The sequence below is a fragment of the uncultured Ferrimonas sp. genome, from assembly GCF_947489035.1.
GTDB lineage: Bacteria > Pseudomonadota > Gammaproteobacteria > Enterobacterales > Shewanellaceae > Ferrimonas.
Genome location: NZ_CANLCI010000028.1, coordinates 1 through 15,456 on the forward strand (window position 1 = coordinate 1; position 15,456 = coordinate 15,456).

The window sequence follows — 15,456 nt, forward strand, 5'->3', positions numbered from 1 at the left end:
GAGTGGCTGACGCCGTATCAACCGTTGCTGCATCAGCGTTTGCTGTGCTGCCCCGTCGACAGGAAGCGCATTATAGACATAGGTCGGAGTTACACAACCATTATGTTGCGACAACTCAGCCGAACGCTCATTATAGCAGCGATCCGCTTACCTACCGCGCTATTGTGGCAATTTAAGGAATAGATGATGACAACCAAGCCATTTTTACAACACTCTCCCGTTCTGGGTGACCGCGTTTTCGTTGATGACAGTGCGGTGCTTTATGGCGACATCGAGCTGGGGAAAGACGCTAACGTATGGCCTTTAGTTGCAGCCCGTGGTGACGTAAACCACATCCGCATCGGTAAGCGCAGCAACATCCAAGACGGCAGCGTGCTGCATGTCACTCGCAAACATGAAGGGTTGGCTGACGGTTACCCTCTGTTGATTGGTGATGACGTGACTGTTGGCCACAAGGCACTGTTGCACGGCTGCCAGATTGGCAACCGGGTCTTAGTTGGCATGGGCGCCATTGTCTTGGATGGGGCAGTAGTTGAAGACGAAGTGATGATTGGTGCTGGCAGCTTGGTGCCACCGGGCAAACGCTTGGAGTCGGGCTTCCTATATATAGGCAGCCCAGTAAAGCAGGCGCGACCTTTAAAGCCGCAGGAGTTGGCGTTTCTGACCGAATCCGCCGAAAACTACGTAAAACTGAAAGACGTTTACCTTAATCAGTAATCGTTAGCACACCGCATGCCCAAGCCAGATCCGCCCTTGGGCATCGAAGGCTTCGTCTTCAATCAGCGCTTCGGCTTCCTCTTCTAGATCGAAGCGCAATTGTTCAAACACCATGCCTGCCTGTTCAGCATTGCCTATTGTTTGGCCGCTGCGCTTGCTCAGTTGTTCAATACTGATGAGGCAGACGACGGACTGCCCCGCCCACTGAGCACCGAATTCAACCATCCCTTGCTGCCATTGCACATTCAGCTGATCGTTAAATAAGATCTGTTGGTTCATTGCACGACTCCGCTTTCCGCAATTAAGGCATCCAACACCCGTTGAGTTGGCGGCTCGATGCCACGCCAAAGGTTAAAGCTGATTGCCGCTTGGTGCACCAGCATGCCAACCCCACTGTAATTATCGTTGATCCCCTGCCGCCTGCCCCACTTTTGGAAGGCGGTGGCGGCCGTGCCATAAGCCATGTCATAACTGACGCACTGAGGGCTGAATTGGATGCCTGGTAACGGCGGCACTTGGCCAGAAAGTGACGCCGATGTGCCGTTGATGATCACATCGAACTCGCCATTGAGTTGCTGATAACCACCGCCGCTAATGGTGCCCATGTCGGCGAAGGCGAGCGCCAGCTCCACCGCTTTCGTTGCGGTTCGATTGGCAATGACAATGTGCTTAGGTTGCTGGGCCAATAATGGCGCCAAGACCCCCCGTACCGCACCGCCAGCCCCCAAAATCAAAATGCGCTGCTGCGCGAGTGTCACCCCAAGCCGCTGCAGATCGGCCACCAGCCCAGCGCCATCGGTGTTATCCCCCAACAATTGACCATCTTCTAACCAATGCAAGGTATTCACGGCCCCGGCCCGCTTGGCGCGCTCACTAAGCTGATCACACAGCGCCACCGCTTGCTGTTTAAATGGCACGGTTACGTTGGCGCCACAGCCACCATCGCGGCGAAACTGGGTTACGGCCTCCGCAAAGCCATCGATCGCCGCTAAGTGAGTGTCGTAATGCAGCTGCTGTGCGGTTTGGGCGGCAAAACGTCGGTGGATAAATGGGGATTTACTGTGATTGATGGGGTTGCCAAACACCGTGTAACGATCCATTCGTTGCTCTCAAAAAACAAAGGGTTGCCACCGTTTATACGCTGGCAACCCTGGTGGGTGCAACTGTGAGACCCGTTGGCGTTATGCTAATTCAGTCAACCAGTCCCGAGGCTTGAGGTAGTTGGCTAAGTTGGCTTCGGCGCTACCAGGCTCCGGTTGATATTGGTACTGCCAGCGGGCTAAAGGCGGCATCGACATTAAGATGGACTCAGTACGGCCACCGGACTGCAGCCCAAATAGAGTGCCGCGATCGAACACCAGGTTGAACTCAACGTAGCGCCCACGACGATACAGCTGAAACTGACGTTCGCGTTCCGCAAAAGCCGTGTCTTTACGGCGTTCAACAATGGGGGCGTAGGCGTCAATAAAGCCGTTACCCACCGCCTGCATGAAGGCAAAGCTTGATTCAAAGCCACCTTCATTCAGATCATCAAAGAACAAGCCACCCACGCCACGGGTTTCATTCCGATGCTTAAGTAAGAAGTATTCATCGCACCATGCTTTGTACTTGGGGTAATGCTGATCGCTAAAGGGCGCACACAGATCGGCGGCGACTTGGTGCCAATGCTTTACATCGGCATCGAAAGGGTAAAAGGGGGTGAGATCGAAGCCACCACCAAACCACCAGACCGGCGCTTCACCCTCTTTTTCTGCGACAAAAAAACGCACATTGGCGTGGCTTGTTGGCACATAAGGGTTATTGGGGTGGATCACCAGCGAGACGCCCATGGCGCGCCAGTGGCGGCCGGCTAATTCAGGCCGGTGGGCTGTCGCCGAAGGTGGTAATTTGTCGCCTGCAACTTCCGAAAAGTTAACCCCGGCTTGTTCAAACACCTTACCACCGGTCAGTACTCGGCTTTGCCCGCCGCCGCCTTCTGGTCGCTGCCACTGATCCTGTTGGAATTGAGCTGCACCATCGAGTTGCTCAAGGCGCTGGCAGATCTGATCTTGCAGGGCATGCAGGTAAGTGCGTACCGCTTCATATTGTACTGGCATGGTGTGGTTCCTTTGCACCAAGCCGTTCCCGTTCGGCAACGGCTTGATTGGCGCTCAGCCGCGCAGGATCGCACCGGTTTGAGCATCTAAAATCGTTGAAGGAGCAAGATTACCACCAACTTGCCCCATCACAACCCCATCCAGCAGATGGCCGAGCTGTTCGCTGACCTGATGGCCATCAGTGAGCGCGGGTTGCCCGGTTAAGTTCGCACTGGTAGACACCACGGGCATGCCCGCTGCGCAGCACAGATCCTGCACCACCGGATGATCCGACACTCGCACGGCTAAGGTATCAAACTGACCCGTTAGCCATTTTGGCACCCCAGCTTTGGCTGGCATAACCCATGTGTACGGGCCAGGCCAACGCTCTAATATGTCGCGACGACGTGCGTCGCTGAGTTTGCTTTCATCAACAAAGGGGCGCAGCTGGCCATAACTGGCGGCCACTAAGATCAGCCCCTTTTCGACTGGGCGTTGTTTGATCTGTAAAAGCCGCTCAACCGCTGCTTGATTCATCGGATCACAGCCAAGGCCAAAGACCGCTTCGGTTGGGTAAGCGATAACGCCCCCCTGTTCGATTTGCAATCCAGCTTCAGCAACAGTAACGAGTCGGCTCATTCGATCACCCCGCCAATTTCGCCTGCAGCGCGGCGTCTTTTGCTTGTACCGCTTCCGCCGCTTGTTGACGCTCTTGCTTAACACGTACGGCTAAGTCGTCGTTACCAACAGCCAGCATCTGTGCAGCCAAGTAACCGGCGTTCTTGGCACCGGCCGAGCCGATCGCAACGGTGGCCACTGGCACACCGCCCGGCATCATAACGGTAGACAGCAAGGCATCGTGCCCCTGCAGTGGGCCGTTATCGATTGGCACCCCAATCACAGGGCGAGTGGTGATCCCAGCCACGGCACCAGCCAAGTGAGCAGCCAAACCGGCGGCACAGATAAACACCTTACAGCCACGCTCTTCGGCGTTGGTCACGTAAGCGTGGGTAGCGGCTGGCGTGCGGTGCGCAGAAGTCACCTTAGCTTCAAATGGGATCTCAAGCTTTTTCAGCACGTCGAGAGTGGATTGCATGATAGGCAGATCGGAATCTGAGCCCATCAACACCGCAACGAATGGGGTGGTCATGAGAAAAATCCTTTTGTTTTGTAGGGTTTAATTTATTGTTTTGCGCGCCGATTATAGCGATTCCGTTTGATATTTACAGGCACGCTGAGGACAACACAGCATTCGCTTACCGCGCACTTTTTTTGCCACTAGCACCCCCCAACCACATTCTGGGCACGATTGTGCCACGGGCTTATCGTTCAATAGGTATTTGCACTTCGGGTAGTCGCTGCAGGCGTAGAATTTCTTGCCAAAGCGATTGGTGCGGGCGGTTAAAGGTTCCGTTTGGCACTGGGGACAGCTTGGTAACGATTCTTGTTGTTCGGGTTCGTCTTGGCGAACGATGTGATCGCATTCGGGGTAGCCACTGCAGCCGATGTAAAACCCGTAGCGGCCCGACTTTAAGGCCAGCGGCAAGCTGCATTTAGGGCACTGGGTGCCTTCCATGATCTCATCATCGGTTTGCGCCTTTTCCACCAAAGGCCGATGAAATTCACAGTTGGGATACGCACTGCAACCAACAAAAGCACCATGCTTGCCATGCTTCAGTTGCAGCGGCTGGCCACAATCAGGGCAGTTGCCGTGATCGCTCTCAAGGGCGTGTTCATGATTGGAAAACAGCTGCTGATCGATTTTGGCCATGGCTTGGGTACCGCGAAGGGAAATTAACGCCGATTTTACCAGCTTAATGGCCCGCTGTAATTGCTGCTGCGCCGCCATAGAACAGGGCGCCGTAGCGCCCTGAGTTGGTTGTGGCTGCGATCAGTGCAGCAGCCCTTCTGGTTGCTCAAACACCAAATCTTCCATTTGGTTATAGGCGTGTTCGTTGCCCGGTGCGTTAAACAGCACCATCAACACCACCCACTTTAAGTCGTCCAGTGATAACGGCTCGCCATCCAGTTCCATAACGCGATCGATCACCATCTCACGGGTTGTGGCACTGAGCACTTGGATATTTTCCAAAAACTGCATAAAGCCACGGCAGGCGGTATCGAAACGTTGCAGCTCTTTCGGGTGATACACCCGCACACTGCTGGCTTTCACACCCGCTAAATAAGGCTTGTGCTCTGAGCCTTGCAAATCGGCCAGTTTCTCAATCCAGATCAGCGCCTTGCCAATCTCTTCAGCATGGAATCCTGCGCGGCTGAGTTCTTCGGTGAGCTCTTCGCGATCGAAGAGCAATTCGACGTCACTCTGCACATATGTCTCAAACAGATACATTAAAATGTCGAACATCGTTAGCCTCCCTTTAGCCTTACGTAGCCCCCGGGTACCGCCGCCACCAAACCATCCAGTTCCATTTCGGTCAGTTGTGTTACCACAACATCTACTGGCTGCTCGCTGCGCTGTACCACGATATCAACCGGTGTGACCTCAAAACCCACACTATCCAACAACGACGGCGTAGGCAACTTCGACGCGGTTAACGAGGGCTGATAACACCACTGTGGCGCCAGCTCCTCTATGATATCGACCGGATCAGTCACCAATTTGGCACCCTGCTGGATTAACCAATGGCAACCTTGCCGTCCAGCGTCGTTGACGCTTCCGGGCACCGCAAACACTTCACGTCCCTGTTCTGCGGCTAATCGTGCGGTGATCAGCGAGCCACTTTTGAGCCCCGCTTCCACCACTACTAAACCGTAGCTGATCCCGCTGACAATTCGATTACGCTGAGGAAAATGGTGTTTCAGTGGCCCCTGCTGCGGCCAGTATTCAGACACCAAAGCCCCTTGATTGGCGATGCGCTCGGCTAACGGTTGGTGTCGTTTGGGGTAGAGGTTGGCAAGGCCGCTGCCTAACACCGCAATGGTGTCGCCACCGCCATCGAGCGCCCCTTGGTGGCAAGCCCCATCAATCCCCAATGCCATGCCAGAGCAGATCCCCCAGCCCGCCGCGGCCAGTTGCTGCGACCACGCCTGCGCCGTAGCCCGACCAGCGGCACTGGCATTGCGCGCCCCCACCATGGCAATCATCGGTTTGGTTAAACAGGCCAGCGACCCCTGCACAAACAGCAACAACGGCGCGTCATCGGTACTGCGTAGGGATTCTGGATAGGCGTCGTCCAGCAAGGTGATGATGTGGCGCTGGGGAGCCTGTTGTTGCCACTGCAAGGCTTGATCGATCAGGCCCTGCTGTGATTGATAGATTTGTTTACAATCCGGCGCAAAAAAGCCGGGAAGATCCCCGGCTTGTAAGCGGCTTACGATGTCGGCGGCAGAGGCGCGCTGCAACCAGCGCCGCTTATCGCGACGACTGAGCCCACGCCACAGCGTTAGGCTCAGCCAGCTGGCAAGCTCAGTCACGTTTGCTGCCAAACACTAACGGATCTGGCGCTAACACATGATCCTGAACCCGCGCGGGGTGGCGGCCATTAACCACCAACGCCATCGAAACGTTGTCGTAGGCTTTAAACACCATCAGCTCGCCACGGTACACTTTGGGCAACACCACGGTACGGCCATCGCTCATCAGTGCCACGACTTTGTCGTAAGCGCGGCGATCTTCAGGGTTGCGATAGGGTTTATCTTGGTCGTCTTCATCGACGATAAGCTCGGTGCCTGGCTGGTGGATAGCAAACACCTGCCCCGCTTTGGCGCCATCGTTGCTGCCTTTATTGAGGATCGCCACCTGCAATGGGCCAATCTCAACCGCCTTGGCGTCAGTTGCAATGATGTTGCCCATCAGCCCTTTCGGGGCCGCATGAGGCAAAAAGTACGCGGGCAGTACAGTGGAATCGGTAATTGGCATCACCCGCTGGCCAGCGATCACTTCCTGACGCGAGCTCAGCAGCTTTAATCTGGAGGTGTCACCGCTCTCAACCACTTGGCCGGTCGCAGCCAGCTCCATCTCTAACCCCAATAGCGTTTCGCCGTCGGTGTCGTACAATGGCCGCCCATCTTGGTAAATGCCGTAACGATCACCGATCTGCAGCTCATCATTGACAAACAGCACGTCGTCTTTGGTGTAGCCTACCGCTTGGCGTTCGCCGCCCATCACGCGCGGTGTGCCTTCAAGCTGTTCCGGCGCTAAGATTCGCTGGAAACTTAAGTAGGGTTCGATGATCGACAATGGCAACGCGGGCACCGCGCCGCCTTTCGGCTTAACGCCCATGGTCGGGCTAAGGTTCACCACCGGCTTTCGCACCAAGCGCGGCACCCCATCAACAAACACCAAGGTTAATCGGTCACCGGGGTAGATCAGGTGGGGGTTAGCGATCTGCGGGTTAGCCCCCCACAACGTTGGCCAGCGCCACGGATCATCCAAAAACAGGGCCGAGATATCCCATAACGTATCGCCCTTCTGCACCACGTGGGTTTGCGGGTGACCGGGTTTTAGAGTCAACGTGTCGGCCCACGCCGAGCAGGTCAGTGTCGCTACGAGAAACACCACCAATTTGTTCATGCCACTTCCTTGTGCTTTGGGGTTTGTTGCAGGTCATTTTGTCATTAACACCAGCAACGGGTTAAAATTACCCATTGGCTGCCAAAGTTACCTAAGGCAGCCGCTTACTTTCAATTACTTATTAACGAGATTCGCAATGGCCATCAGAGAAGTGCTCCGTTTCCCAGACGAGCGTTTACGCACCGTCGCTCAACCTGTTACCGATTTTGATGCCCCGCTGCAGCAACTGATCGATGACATGTTTGAGACCATGTACGAAGAGCGTGGCGTTGGCCTGGCCGCTTCGCAGATTGATCAACACATCCAGTTGATTGTAATGGATTTGTCTGAAGACAAAAGCGAACCGCGGGTATTCATTAACCCTAAGGTACTCGAACAAAGCGGTCATTTCATCAACGATGAAGGCTGTCTGTCGGTACCGGGGATCTACGCCAAGGTGGAACGCGCCGAGAAGATCACCATCGAAGCGCACGATCGCCACGGCGAAACGTTCACCTGTGAAGGCGAAGAGCTGCTGGCAATCTGTATCCAACACGAAATGGATCACCTGCAAGGCAAGCTGTTTGTCGACTACCTGTCGCCACTAAAGCGCCAACGCATTAAGCAAAAGCTAGAAAAAGCCGCGCGTCACGACGCGAAAATGGGCTAGGAGTCAGAGTGTCTCAATTGAAAATTGTGTTTGCCGGTACCCCGGCGTTTGCTGCGGATCACCTGCAAGCGTTACTCAGCAGCAACCATCAGGTTGTGGCGGTGTACACCCAACCGGATCGCCCTGCGGGTCGCGGTAAAAAATTGACCGCCAGCCCAGTAAAAGAGCTGGCCCTGCAACACAACTTGCCGGTATACCAACCCAAAAGCCTGCGGGCAGAAGAAGCACAGCAACAGCTGGCCAGCATCGACTTCGACATCATGGTGGTGGTCGCTTACGGCCTGATCCTACCAAAAGCCGTGCTGGATCTGCCGCCAATGGGCTGCATTAACGTTCACGGTTCTTTGCTGCCACGCTGGCGTGGTGCTGCGCCAATCCAGCGCTCTATCTGGGCTGGCGATGCCGAAACCGGCGTCACCATCATGCAGATGGATGTTGGCCTAGATACCGGTGCGATGCTGCATAAGGTGTACTGCCCAATTGAAGACAGCGACACCTCCGCCAGCCTCTACAACAAATTGGCTCAACTGGGGCCACAGGGCTTAATTGAAGCCTTAGGGCAACTGGCCGATGGCAGCGCCGTTGCCGAAGTGCAAGATGACAGCCTCGCCAACTACGCAGAGAAACTGTCGAAAGAGGAAGCCGCCATTGATTGGAACAAGCCCGCCAGCGCCCTGTGGCGCGAAGTGCGCGCCTTCAACCCTTGGCCGGTAAGCCACTTTCAATGCCAAGGCAACAGCATCAAGCTGTGGCAATGCCAAGTGTTAACCGACGACCACAGCGCGGCGGCTGGCACCGTGTTGCGTGCCGACAAACACGGCATCGTGGTGGCTTGTGGCGAAGGCGCCTTACTGCTGCAATCGATCCAGATCCCCAACAAAAAAGCGATGGCCGCTGCCGATGTGCTTAACGCACGGCAAGAGTGGTTTGCCGAAGGTGTGCAACTATCATGAGCAAACACAATTTACGCGCCGATGCCGCCGAAGTGATCATGGCGGTGATCGACAAAGGCCAATCCATGGGGCAAGCCCTGCCGCAAGCCCAACGCCACTACATTGATGGCCGTGATAAAGGCTTACTGGCTGAGATCTGTTACGGCGTAATGCGTACCCTGCCCCAGCTGGACACCCAACTGCGACGCCAACTGGAAAAGCCACTGAATGGCAAAAAGCGCATTATCCATTGCGTCTTATTGGCCGGCCTATACCAGCTCAAACACACCCGTGTTGCCAGCCATGCGGTGATCTCTGAAACCGTAGAGGCGTGCCGCAAGTTAGGTGCGCCGGGCATGACCGGATTGGTTAACGGCGTACTGCGCCACATGCACCGCAACCTAGAGCAGCTGCAAGCCGAACAGTTTGACGCCGATGCGGTACAACATGCTCACCCCGGGTGGTTACTGAAACGCTTACAAGCGGCTTACCCGCAACAGTGGCAGCAAATCGTCACCGCCAACAATCAGCAGCCGCCATTGTGGTTACGCAGCAACCACAAACGCCAGAGCCGCAGTGAATACTTAGTTACACTGGCGGATGCAGGCATCGATGCAATTGCGGGCGACAGCGATGACGCCTTCCGTTTGCTCAAGCCAATGGACGTCACCACCCTACCGGGCTTCGCCCAAGGCGCGGTATCGGTGCAGGATCTGTCGGCGCAACGCAGCAGCCAATTATTGGATTGCCAACCTGGTGATGCCGTGTTGGATGTGTGTGCAGCCCCCGGCGGCAAAACCTGCCACATGCTCGAGCGCCAGCCACTGATCGGCTCGATGCTGGCCATCGATCTGTACCCCGAGCGCCTGAAGCGAGTGCAGCAAAATTTAGATCGGATCGGCTTAACCGCCGAACTGAAAGATGGCGATGCTCGCTACCCAGCTCAATGGGCACCGGGGCAGCAGTTTGATCGCATCTTGCTGGATGCGCCTTGCTCAGCCACCGGCGTGATCCGTCGTAACCCCGACAGCAAATGGTTACGCCGCGACAGCGACATCGAGCAGCTGGCTCTGGTACAGGCTGAAATTCTGGAAGCCATCTGGGCCACCTTGAAGCCAGGCGGCACCTTGCTGTACGCCACTTGTTCGGTTTTACCGGAAGAAAATGCTGGGCAAATCAAAGCGTTTCTTCAAAAAACCGACGATGCTATGCTCAGCCCTATTCAGCCACAAGAAAGCGCCGAACAACCGGGCTGGCAGTTGTTGCCACAAACCGATGGCGGCGACGGCTTCTACTACGCTCGCCTGATAAAACGCGCATAACAAGCAGCTTATGAAGATCATCATTTTAGGGGCCGGACAGGTCGGCGGCACGCTGGCCGCCAATCTGGTTGGTGAGAACAACGACATCACCGTTGTCGACAACAACATGCAGGCGCTCAGCGCCTTGCAGGATAAGCTCGACTTACGCGTGGTGCACGGTCACGCTGGCTACCCCTATGTGTTGCGCGACGCGGGGGCAGAAGACGCCGACATGTTGATCGCGGTAACCAACTCCGACGACACCAACATGGTTGCCTGCCATCTGGCGTACACCCTGTACGGCACGCCCACCAAGATTGCCCGTATTCGCTCGGCGGAATACATCAACAATCGCGACAAGCTGTTTCAAAGCGGCAGTGCCGATCCCGACGCCCGCGGTCGTTTCTACATTGATGAGATCATCGCCCCAGAGCAGTTGGTAACCAACTACATTCACCGTTTGGTGGAGTACCCCGGTGCCCTGCAGGTGTTGGAGTTTGCCAGTGGCAAGGCCAGTTTGGTGGCGGTAAAAGCCTACTATGGGGGTTCTTTGGTGGGCAATGCGCTGTCTGCGTTGAAAGAACACATGCCCAACATCGACACCCGAGTGGCGGCGATTTTCCGCCAAGGTCGTCCTATCATGCCCCGTGGCACCACGGTGATTGAGGCCGACGACGAGGTGTTCTTCGTTGCCGACTCGAAACACATTCGCGCGGTCATGAGTGAAATGCAGAAGCTGGAGTCCAGCTACCGCAACATTCTGATCGCCGGTGGCGGCAACATCGGCATGGGCTTAGCGCGGGCGTTAGAGCCCTTCCATGACGTGAAGCTGATTGAGCGCGATCGAGAACGGGCTGCCTTGCTGTCGGAGTACTTGGAAGACACCACGGTATTCCACGGCGACGCCTCGGATCACGAACTGCTGAACGAAGAACAGATCGATCAGCAAGATGTGTTTATCGCCGTGACCAACGACGACGAAGCCAACATCATGTCGGCGCTGCTGGCCAAACGGATGGGCGCCAAAAAGGTGATGGTGCTGATCCAGCGCGAAGCTTATGTGGATCTGGTGCAAGACGCCAACATCGACATCGCCATCTCACCGCAGCAAGCCACCATCTCAGCCCTGCTGACCCACGTACGCCAAGGTGACATCAACAACGTTTACTCGTTGCGTCGTGGCGCCGCAGAGGCGATTGAAGCCATTGCCCATGGCGATCCCAACACCTCCAAGGTGGTTGGCCGCCAAGTGCAAGAGATCAAGCTGCCACCAGGCACCACCATTGGCGCCATCGTTCGCAAGGATGAAGTGATGATGGCCCACGACAAAACCGTGATTGAGCAGGACGACCACGTCATCCTGTTCTTGGTGGATAAAAAGTACATCGGCGAAGTGGAAAAACTGTTCCAACCCTCAGCCCTGTTCTTCTGAATTGCCGCCAACACGAAAAAGCCTCGCATCTGCGAGGCTTTTTGCTTTTAGGGTTACTGGTGGCCCCAGGGGGTTGGTGGCAATGGCACCGGCTGACTGAGATCAAACTCAACCTCAAAGTTGCGGTTATCGCGGGTGAGCTGATAACGGAAGGTGGTTGGCGTTAGCGCCAGATGCCACACATTCGTCACCGACACATCCAAGCCATTGTCTCGAAAATTATTAATGGAGCGCGCGTCCGCCGGAAACGACTGCTTGCTGGCGCTGCCGAGAGTGGCGGTCATGCCACCGTACTGCGTCACCTTGTCTTCACTGCCATCTTGATGGCGATGATCGTGCGCCAGATGCAGACCATAGTCGGTTTTGCTGATCACCCAGGTGCGAGAGTGATCCTCGCCCACATGAAACGGCACCTTCAATTGGTTATCGCTGCACTCGCGCACGTGCATCACCAAGCGCTTGCCGCGGAACGACGAATCGCTGCTGTTATCTGCCACAACCTTGCCGGCATAGGCGTTACCGCAATGTTGCGCCAATTCAGTAAAAAAGGCGTTTTGTTCGCTGGTGGTGGCGTAGCTTGGGGCGCTCAGGCTGGTCAATAGCAGCGCCGCCAACGACCTCTTTGCATTTAAGTTCATACTCACATCCTGTGATTTACGTTGGCAGCAAGCTATCACAGCGGCACAAAAAAACCAGCGACCCAACGGCCACTGGTTTTATGCATCAACAGAGTGTCGACCCGTTACTGGTCGTCGCTGCGGGCTTCGTGCAACTGCAAGGCAAAGGCTTCAACCTGATCCCAATCGGTGTAATCAATCACCGTATCGGCGGCCGTAGGGCCCTTGGTCATCATCATAATCAGTTTGATCGACAAGCTATCGAAGAAGCCCCACGCAGGGTAATCCACCTTACCGGCAAACACCTTCATGTGCTGCGGGCGCCATGGCTGCTCTGCCATAAACTTCTGCATGTAACGGTTGCCCTCAACCGTGGCCTTGGCCGGGTTACGCGCCACCACCGACAAACAGAAGAAGCCATTATTGCGGGCTTCCAGCTGAGCTTGGTTATCGCTGATAAAGGCTTTGATGCGCTTATCAAAATCGCCGTACAACACCGGACAGCCGATCACCACGGTGTCGAACTGATCCCAGTCGATGCCCTCTTGCTGCGCCTCAACGATGTCCATCATCTGACATGGGCTGCCCGCCTCAGTCATGGTTTCCATGATGCGACGGCTAACACGAGCGGTGTGGCCCCCACGGCTGAAGTAGACAATTAATGTGCCGGACATTGCTCCCCCTGATACGGATGCGATCGAAATTCAAATATTACCCTGCAATATGGTGCTCTAGCTCACAGCTGTCTACCTTGAGGATCACAGTCTTATCGCCATCTTATTGTCACAGACTAGAAAACGCGATCTGGATCTATTGCGCCATCGCGTTAACATAACTCTATAAAAAAACAGCGAGAACTTCTGTGGCTAAACTCCCGACACCCGATTTTGACGAGATGATCAGCAACGCCGAGCAAGCGGCACGGTTGCTGAAATCCATCGCCAATGCCAATCGGCTGGTGATCCTATGTTCCTTGCTGCAACAAGAGATGACCGTAACCGAATTAAATAAACTGGTGCCGCTGAGTCAATCGGCGCTCTCTCAGCACTTAGCTGTATTGCGCCGCGAGGGCTTGGTGACCACTCGAAAAGAGTCGTTATTGGTGTGGTATCGCCTCGCCAGTCCAGAGGTCGAGGCGATCTTATCGACCCTGTACCAGCTTTACTGCGACGAGCCCAACCCCGCCACCTGATCGGCAAACAGCTCGACCTTGCCCCAATCGGTGTATTCCCGCACCGTGTCGGCCGCGGTCGGTCCCTTGGTGAGCCACATAATAAAGCGGATCACCAAGCGGTCGCGCCACGCGTATTGTGGGTAATTCAGTTTGCCTGCAAACACCCCTAATAACGCTGGCTGCCACGGGCTCTGCTGCAGAAACTTCGCCACGTAGGCGTTGGTTTGCGGCGTGTTTTTTCCCGGCTTACGCGCCACCAAATTCACCGAGAAAAACGCACAAGGCCGCTGCTGCAGCGGCACCAGATTGTTGCGGATAAATTCAAACAGCGCCGGTCGATAGTTGCCGTAGCGGATCGACGCGCCAATCACCACCTTGTCAAATTGACTGACATCCAGCTGGCAGCGTTCAAGCTCCGCCAGCTGCACGTAATGATCCTGCGCCTCTAACCGGTCGCGGATCCGTTCAATTATCCGCTTCGTGTGGCCATCTACGGTGGAATACAGCAGCAGCGTCCGTTGCATATAAAGCCCTTACTTCGAGTAACTCAGTTGCGCCAAAAGGTGGGGGTAAACAGCACCAACAGCGTGAAGATCTCTAAGCGACCAAACAGCATCCCCAAGATCAAAATCCACTTGGCGGTGTCGTTGACCGTCCCGTAATGCGCCGCCACATCCCCTAAGCCGGGGCCAAGGTTGTTCAAGCTGGCAGCGGTGGCGGTAAACGCGGTTACGTTATCCAAGCCGGTGCCCATCAGCGCGATCATAATCAACACAAACACCAAGGCGTAGGCCGCAAAGAAGCCCCACACTGCATCGATCACCCGATCGCTCACCGCTTGGTTGTTTAACCGAATGGAAAACAGCGCGCGCGGATGCACCAAGCGCTTCAGTTCCCGTGCCCCTTGCAAGAACAGCAAGGTGATCCGCACCACTTTAATGCCGCCCCCGGTTGATCCAGCACAGCCGCCAACAAAGCTCGAGAAGATCAACAACACCGGCAAAAACAGCGGCCAATCGGCAAAGCTGTCGGTGGCAAACCCTGCGGTGGTCGAAATAGACACCGCTTGAAACAGCGCCTTATCCAGCAACACTTCCGCGCTTTCGCCACTGCTTTGCCCCAACAGCACCGCAAACACCAAGCCCACCAGCGCCAGTTGGAAGATAAAAAAGGTGCGTACTTCGGCATCGCGCCAATAAGAACCCAAATTCATCCCTTGCTTACTGAAGGCGGTAAAGTGCAGCGCAAAGTTGATTGACGAGATCAGCAAAAACACCACACAGATGGCGTTAATCAAGGGGCTGTTAAAGTGCCCCATCGACGCGTCATAACTGGAAAAACCGCCAATGGCGATGGTGGAAAACGCGTGGCCAACGGCATCGAACAGGTTCATGCCAGCAAAGTAGTAAGCCGCCGCACACACCACGGTGATCGTCAGATAGATGTACCACAGCGCCTTGGCGGTTTCGGCAATGCGCGGAGTCATCTTATTGTCTTTCACCGGCCCCGGTGTTTCGCAGCGGTACAGCTGCATGCCACCAACCCCCAGCATCGGCAGTACCGCCACCGCCAACACAATGATCCCCATGCCACCAAGCCACTGCAGTAAGTGGCGGTAGAACAAAATGGCTTTGGGTAAGTCATCCAAGCCGGTGATCACCGTGGCACCGGTGGTGGTTAATGCCGAGAACGACTCAAACATGGCGTCAGAGAAGCTCAGATCCGGTGACGCCGACAGCAGGAACGGAATGGCACCGATGCTGCCCAGCACCGTCCAAAACATCACCACAATAAGAAAGCCTTCGCGCGTACGCAGTTCGGCCTTGGCGCGGCGGTTGGGGTACCACAGCAGCCCACCAATAAAACAGGACAAGCCAAAGGCTTCCATAAAGGCAGCGCCGCCGCCGTCGTTATAGATAACGGCAATGATCGCCGGTGGCAGCATGGTGATGCTAAAGAGCGTTACCAACACCCCGGTGATGCGAATGATCGTGCGATATTCCATGAGGTTAACTTAAGACAATT

At 55.5% G+C, this 15,456-nt stretch carries 19 protein-coding genes; 6 read left to right on the top strand and 13 right to left on the bottom strand.

Annotated features, from left to right (window positions below):
• Positions 1 to 186 precede the first annotated feature (186 nt).
• The gene (locus Q0796_RS14745) at positions 187 to 717 is read left to right on the top strand and encodes a gamma carbonic anhydrase family protein (protein ID WP_298444532.1); all 531 of its coding nucleotides are present in this window, start codon (positions 187 to 189) and stop codon (positions 715 to 717) included.
• Between the two features lie 3 nt (positions 718 to 720).
• On the opposite strand, the gene Q0796_RS14750 is transcribed toward Q0796_RS14745, so the two are convergent.
• The 9 genes from Q0796_RS14750 to Q0796_RS14790 all read right to left on the bottom strand — a co-directional run bounded on the left by Q0796_RS14750 (position 721) and on the right by Q0796_RS14790 (position 7,326).
• Complete coding sequence (locus tag Q0796_RS14750) at positions 721 to 996, bottom strand: DUF1488 family protein (protein ID WP_298444534.1); 276 nt, start codon at positions 994 to 996, stop codon at positions 721 to 723.
• Positions 993 to 1,817, bottom strand: coding sequence for a shikimate dehydrogenase (aroE, locus tag Q0796_RS14755; protein WP_298444536.1), 825 nt, complete (start codon positions 1,815 to 1,817; stop codon positions 993 to 995). The genes Q0796_RS14750 and aroE overlap by 4 nt, the downstream gene beginning before the upstream one ends.
• A gap of 81 nt (positions 1,818 to 1,898) precedes the next feature.
• Positions 1,899 to 2,813: an oxygen-dependent coproporphyrinogen oxidase gene (gene hemF, locus Q0796_RS14760; RefSeq protein WP_298444538.1), complete on the bottom strand. Its 915-nt coding sequence runs from the start codon at positions 2,811 to 2,813 to the stop codon at positions 1,899 to 1,901.
• Between the two features lie 54 nt (positions 2,814 to 2,867).
• Positions 2,868 to 3,431: an L-threonylcarbamoyladenylate synthase gene (locus Q0796_RS14765; RefSeq protein WP_298444539.1), complete on the bottom strand. Its 564-nt coding sequence runs from the start codon at positions 3,429 to 3,431 to the stop codon at positions 2,868 to 2,870.
• Between the two features lie 4 nt (positions 3,432 to 3,435).
• Positions 3,436 to 3,942, bottom strand: coding sequence for a 5-(carboxyamino)imidazole ribonucleotide mutase (gene purE, locus Q0796_RS14770; protein ID WP_298444541.1), 507 nt, complete (start codon positions 3,940 to 3,942; stop codon positions 3,436 to 3,438).
• A gap of 51 nt (positions 3,943 to 3,993) precedes the next feature.
• Positions 3,994 to 4,563 carry a topoisomerase DNA-binding C4 zinc finger domain-containing protein gene (locus Q0796_RS14775; protein WP_298444627.1) on the bottom strand — a complete coding sequence of 190 codons (570 nt, stop codon included), beginning with the start codon at positions 4,561 to 4,563 and terminating at the stop codon, positions 3,994 to 3,996.
• A gap of 120 nt (positions 4,564 to 4,683) precedes the next feature.
• A complete protein-coding gene (locus Q0796_RS14780) occupies positions 4,684 to 5,157 on the bottom strand; it encodes a DUF494 family protein (protein ID WP_298444542.1) in 474 nt (157 codons plus the stop codon).
• A 2-nt stretch (positions 5,158 to 5,159) separates the two neighbouring features.
• Positions 5,160 to 6,227, bottom strand: coding sequence for a DNA-processing protein DprA (dprA, locus tag Q0796_RS14785; RefSeq protein ID WP_298444543.1), 1,068 nt, complete (start codon positions 6,225 to 6,227; stop codon positions 5,160 to 5,162).
• Positions 6,220 to 7,326 (bottom strand): LysM domain-containing protein, encoded by a 1,107-nt coding sequence (locus Q0796_RS14790; protein ID WP_298444546.1) that lies wholly within the window; start codon positions 7,324 to 7,326, stop codon positions 6,220 to 6,222. The genes dprA and Q0796_RS14790 overlap by 8 nt, the downstream gene beginning before the upstream one ends.
• A gap of 136 nt (positions 7,327 to 7,462) precedes the next feature.
• Between Q0796_RS14790 and def the strand changes: the two genes are divergently transcribed.
• The 4 genes from def to trkA are packed head-to-tail and all read left to right on the top strand — an operon-like array spanning position 7,463 to position 11,640.
• The gene (gene def / locus Q0796_RS14795; RefSeq protein WP_298444548.1) at positions 7,463 to 7,975 is read left to right on the top strand and encodes a peptide deformylase; all 513 of its coding nucleotides are present in this window, start codon (positions 7,463 to 7,465) and stop codon (positions 7,973 to 7,975) included.
• 8 nt (positions 7,976 to 7,983) lie between these two features.
• Entirely contained in the window at positions 7,984 to 8,928 is a 945-nt protein-coding gene (fmt, locus tag Q0796_RS14800; protein WP_298444550.1) for a methionyl-tRNA formyltransferase, read from the top strand.
• Positions 8,925 to 10,229 carry a 16S rRNA (cytosine(967)-C(5))-methyltransferase RsmB gene (gene rsmB / locus Q0796_RS14805; RefSeq protein ID WP_298444552.1) on the top strand — a complete coding sequence of 435 codons (1,305 nt, stop codon included), beginning with the start codon at positions 8,925 to 8,927 and terminating at the stop codon, positions 10,227 to 10,229. Before fmt ends, rsmB begins: the two co-directional genes overlap by 4 nt.
• A 10-nt stretch (positions 10,230 to 10,239) precedes the next feature.
• Positions 10,240 to 11,640, top strand: a complete 1,401-nt coding sequence (gene trkA / locus Q0796_RS14810; protein WP_298444554.1) for a Trk system potassium transporter TrkA — start codon at positions 10,240 to 10,242, stop codon at positions 11,638 to 11,640.
• 53 nt (positions 11,641 to 11,693) lie between these two features.
• On the opposite strand, the gene Q0796_RS14815 is transcribed toward trkA, so the two are convergent.
• Positions 11,694 to 12,278 carry a hypothetical protein gene (locus Q0796_RS14815; protein WP_298444555.1) on the bottom strand — a complete coding sequence of 195 codons (585 nt, stop codon included), beginning with the start codon at positions 12,276 to 12,278 and terminating at the stop codon, positions 11,694 to 11,696.
• Positions 12,279 to 12,382: 104 nt separating this feature from the next.
• Positions 12,383 to 12,931 carry a menaquinone-dependent protoporphyrinogen IX dehydrogenase gene (gene hemG, locus Q0796_RS14820; protein WP_298444557.1) on the bottom strand — a complete coding sequence of 183 codons (549 nt, stop codon included), beginning with the start codon at positions 12,929 to 12,931 and terminating at the stop codon, positions 12,383 to 12,385.
• A 221-nt stretch (positions 12,932 to 13,152) separates the two neighbouring features.
• Between hemG (Q0796_RS14820) and Q0796_RS14825 the strand changes: the two genes are divergently transcribed.
• Positions 13,153 to 13,449: a metalloregulator ArsR/SmtB family transcription factor gene (locus tag Q0796_RS14825; RefSeq protein ID WP_298444628.1), complete on the top strand. Its 297-nt coding sequence runs from the start codon at positions 13,153 to 13,155 to the stop codon at positions 13,447 to 13,449.
• On the opposite strand, the gene hemG (Q0796_RS14830) is transcribed toward Q0796_RS14825, so the two are convergent.
• Positions 13,419 to 13,955: a menaquinone-dependent protoporphyrinogen IX dehydrogenase gene (gene hemG / locus Q0796_RS14830; RefSeq protein WP_298444559.1), complete on the bottom strand. Its 537-nt coding sequence runs from the start codon at positions 13,953 to 13,955 to the stop codon at positions 13,419 to 13,421. The two genes, Q0796_RS14825 and hemG (Q0796_RS14830), sit on opposite strands and share 31 nt — an antisense overlap.
• A gap of 23 nt (positions 13,956 to 13,978) precedes the next feature.
• Positions 13,979 to 15,436, bottom strand: coding sequence for a TrkH family potassium uptake protein (locus tag Q0796_RS14835; protein ID WP_298444560.1), 1,458 nt, complete (start codon positions 15,434 to 15,436; stop codon positions 13,979 to 13,981).
• Positions 15,437 to 15,456: the final 20 nt, after the last annotated feature.

What these genes read in the sequence shown, in the direction of transcription:
- hemG (WP_298444557.1), bottom strand. Translation starts at nt 12,931, where the DNA reads ATGTCCGGCACATTAATTGTCTACTTCAGCCGTGGGGGCCACACCGCT.
- aroE (WP_298444536.1), bottom strand. Translation starts at nt 1,817, where the DNA reads ATGGATCGTTACACGGTGTTTGGCAACCCCATCAATCACAGTAAATCC.
- Q0796_RS14780 (WP_298444542.1), bottom strand. Translation starts at nt 5,157, where the DNA reads ATGTTCGACATTTTAATGTATCTGTTTGAGACATATGTGCAGAGTGAC.
- trkA (WP_298444554.1), top strand. Translation starts at nt 10,240, where the DNA reads ATGAAGATCATCATTTTAGGGGCCGGACAGGTCGGCGGCACGCTGGCC.
- Q0796_RS14775 (WP_298444627.1), bottom strand. Translation starts at nt 4,563, where the DNA reads ATGGCCAAAATCGATCAGCAGCTGTTTTCCAATCATGAACACGCCCTT.
- Q0796_RS14815 (WP_298444555.1), bottom strand. Translation starts at nt 12,278, where the DNA reads ATGAACTTAAATGCAAAGAGGTCGTTGGCGGCGCTGCTATTGACCAGC.
- hemG (WP_298444559.1), bottom strand. Translation starts at nt 13,955, where the DNA reads ATGCAACGGACGCTGCTGCTGTATTCCACCGTAGATGGCCACACGAAG.
- Q0796_RS14745 (WP_298444532.1), top strand. Translation starts at nt 187, where the DNA reads ATGACAACCAAGCCATTTTTACAACACTCTCCCGTTCTGGGTGACCGC.
- Q0796_RS14825 (WP_298444628.1), top strand. Translation starts at nt 13,153, where the DNA reads ATGATCAGCAACGCCGAGCAAGCGGCACGGTTGCTGAAATCCATCGCC.
- def (WP_298444548.1), top strand. Translation starts at nt 7,463, where the DNA reads ATGGCCATCAGAGAAGTGCTCCGTTTCCCAGACGAGCGTTTACGCACC.
- Q0796_RS14765 (WP_298444539.1), bottom strand. Translation starts at nt 3,431, where the DNA reads ATGAGCCGACTCGTTACTGTTGCTGAAGCTGGATTGCAAATCGAACAG.
- purE (WP_298444541.1), bottom strand. Translation starts at nt 3,942, where the DNA reads ATGACCACCCCATTCGTTGCGGTGTTGATGGGCTCAGATTCCGATCTG.
- Q0796_RS14790 (WP_298444546.1), bottom strand. Translation starts at nt 7,326, where the DNA reads ATGAACAAATTGGTGGTGTTTCTCGTAGCGACACTGACCTGCTCGGCG.
- Q0796_RS14750 (WP_298444534.1), bottom strand. Translation starts at nt 996, where the DNA reads ATGAACCAACAGATCTTATTTAACGATCAGCTGAATGTGCAATGGCAG.
- hemF (WP_298444538.1), bottom strand. Translation starts at nt 2,813, where the DNA reads ATGCCAGTACAATATGAAGCGGTACGCACTTACCTGCATGCCCTGCAA.
- rsmB (WP_298444552.1), top strand. Translation starts at nt 8,925, where the DNA reads ATGAGCAAACACAATTTACGCGCCGATGCCGCCGAAGTGATCATGGCG.
- Q0796_RS14835 (WP_298444560.1), bottom strand. Translation starts at nt 15,436, where the DNA reads ATGGAATATCGCACGATCATTCGCATCACCGGGGTGTTGGTAACGCTC.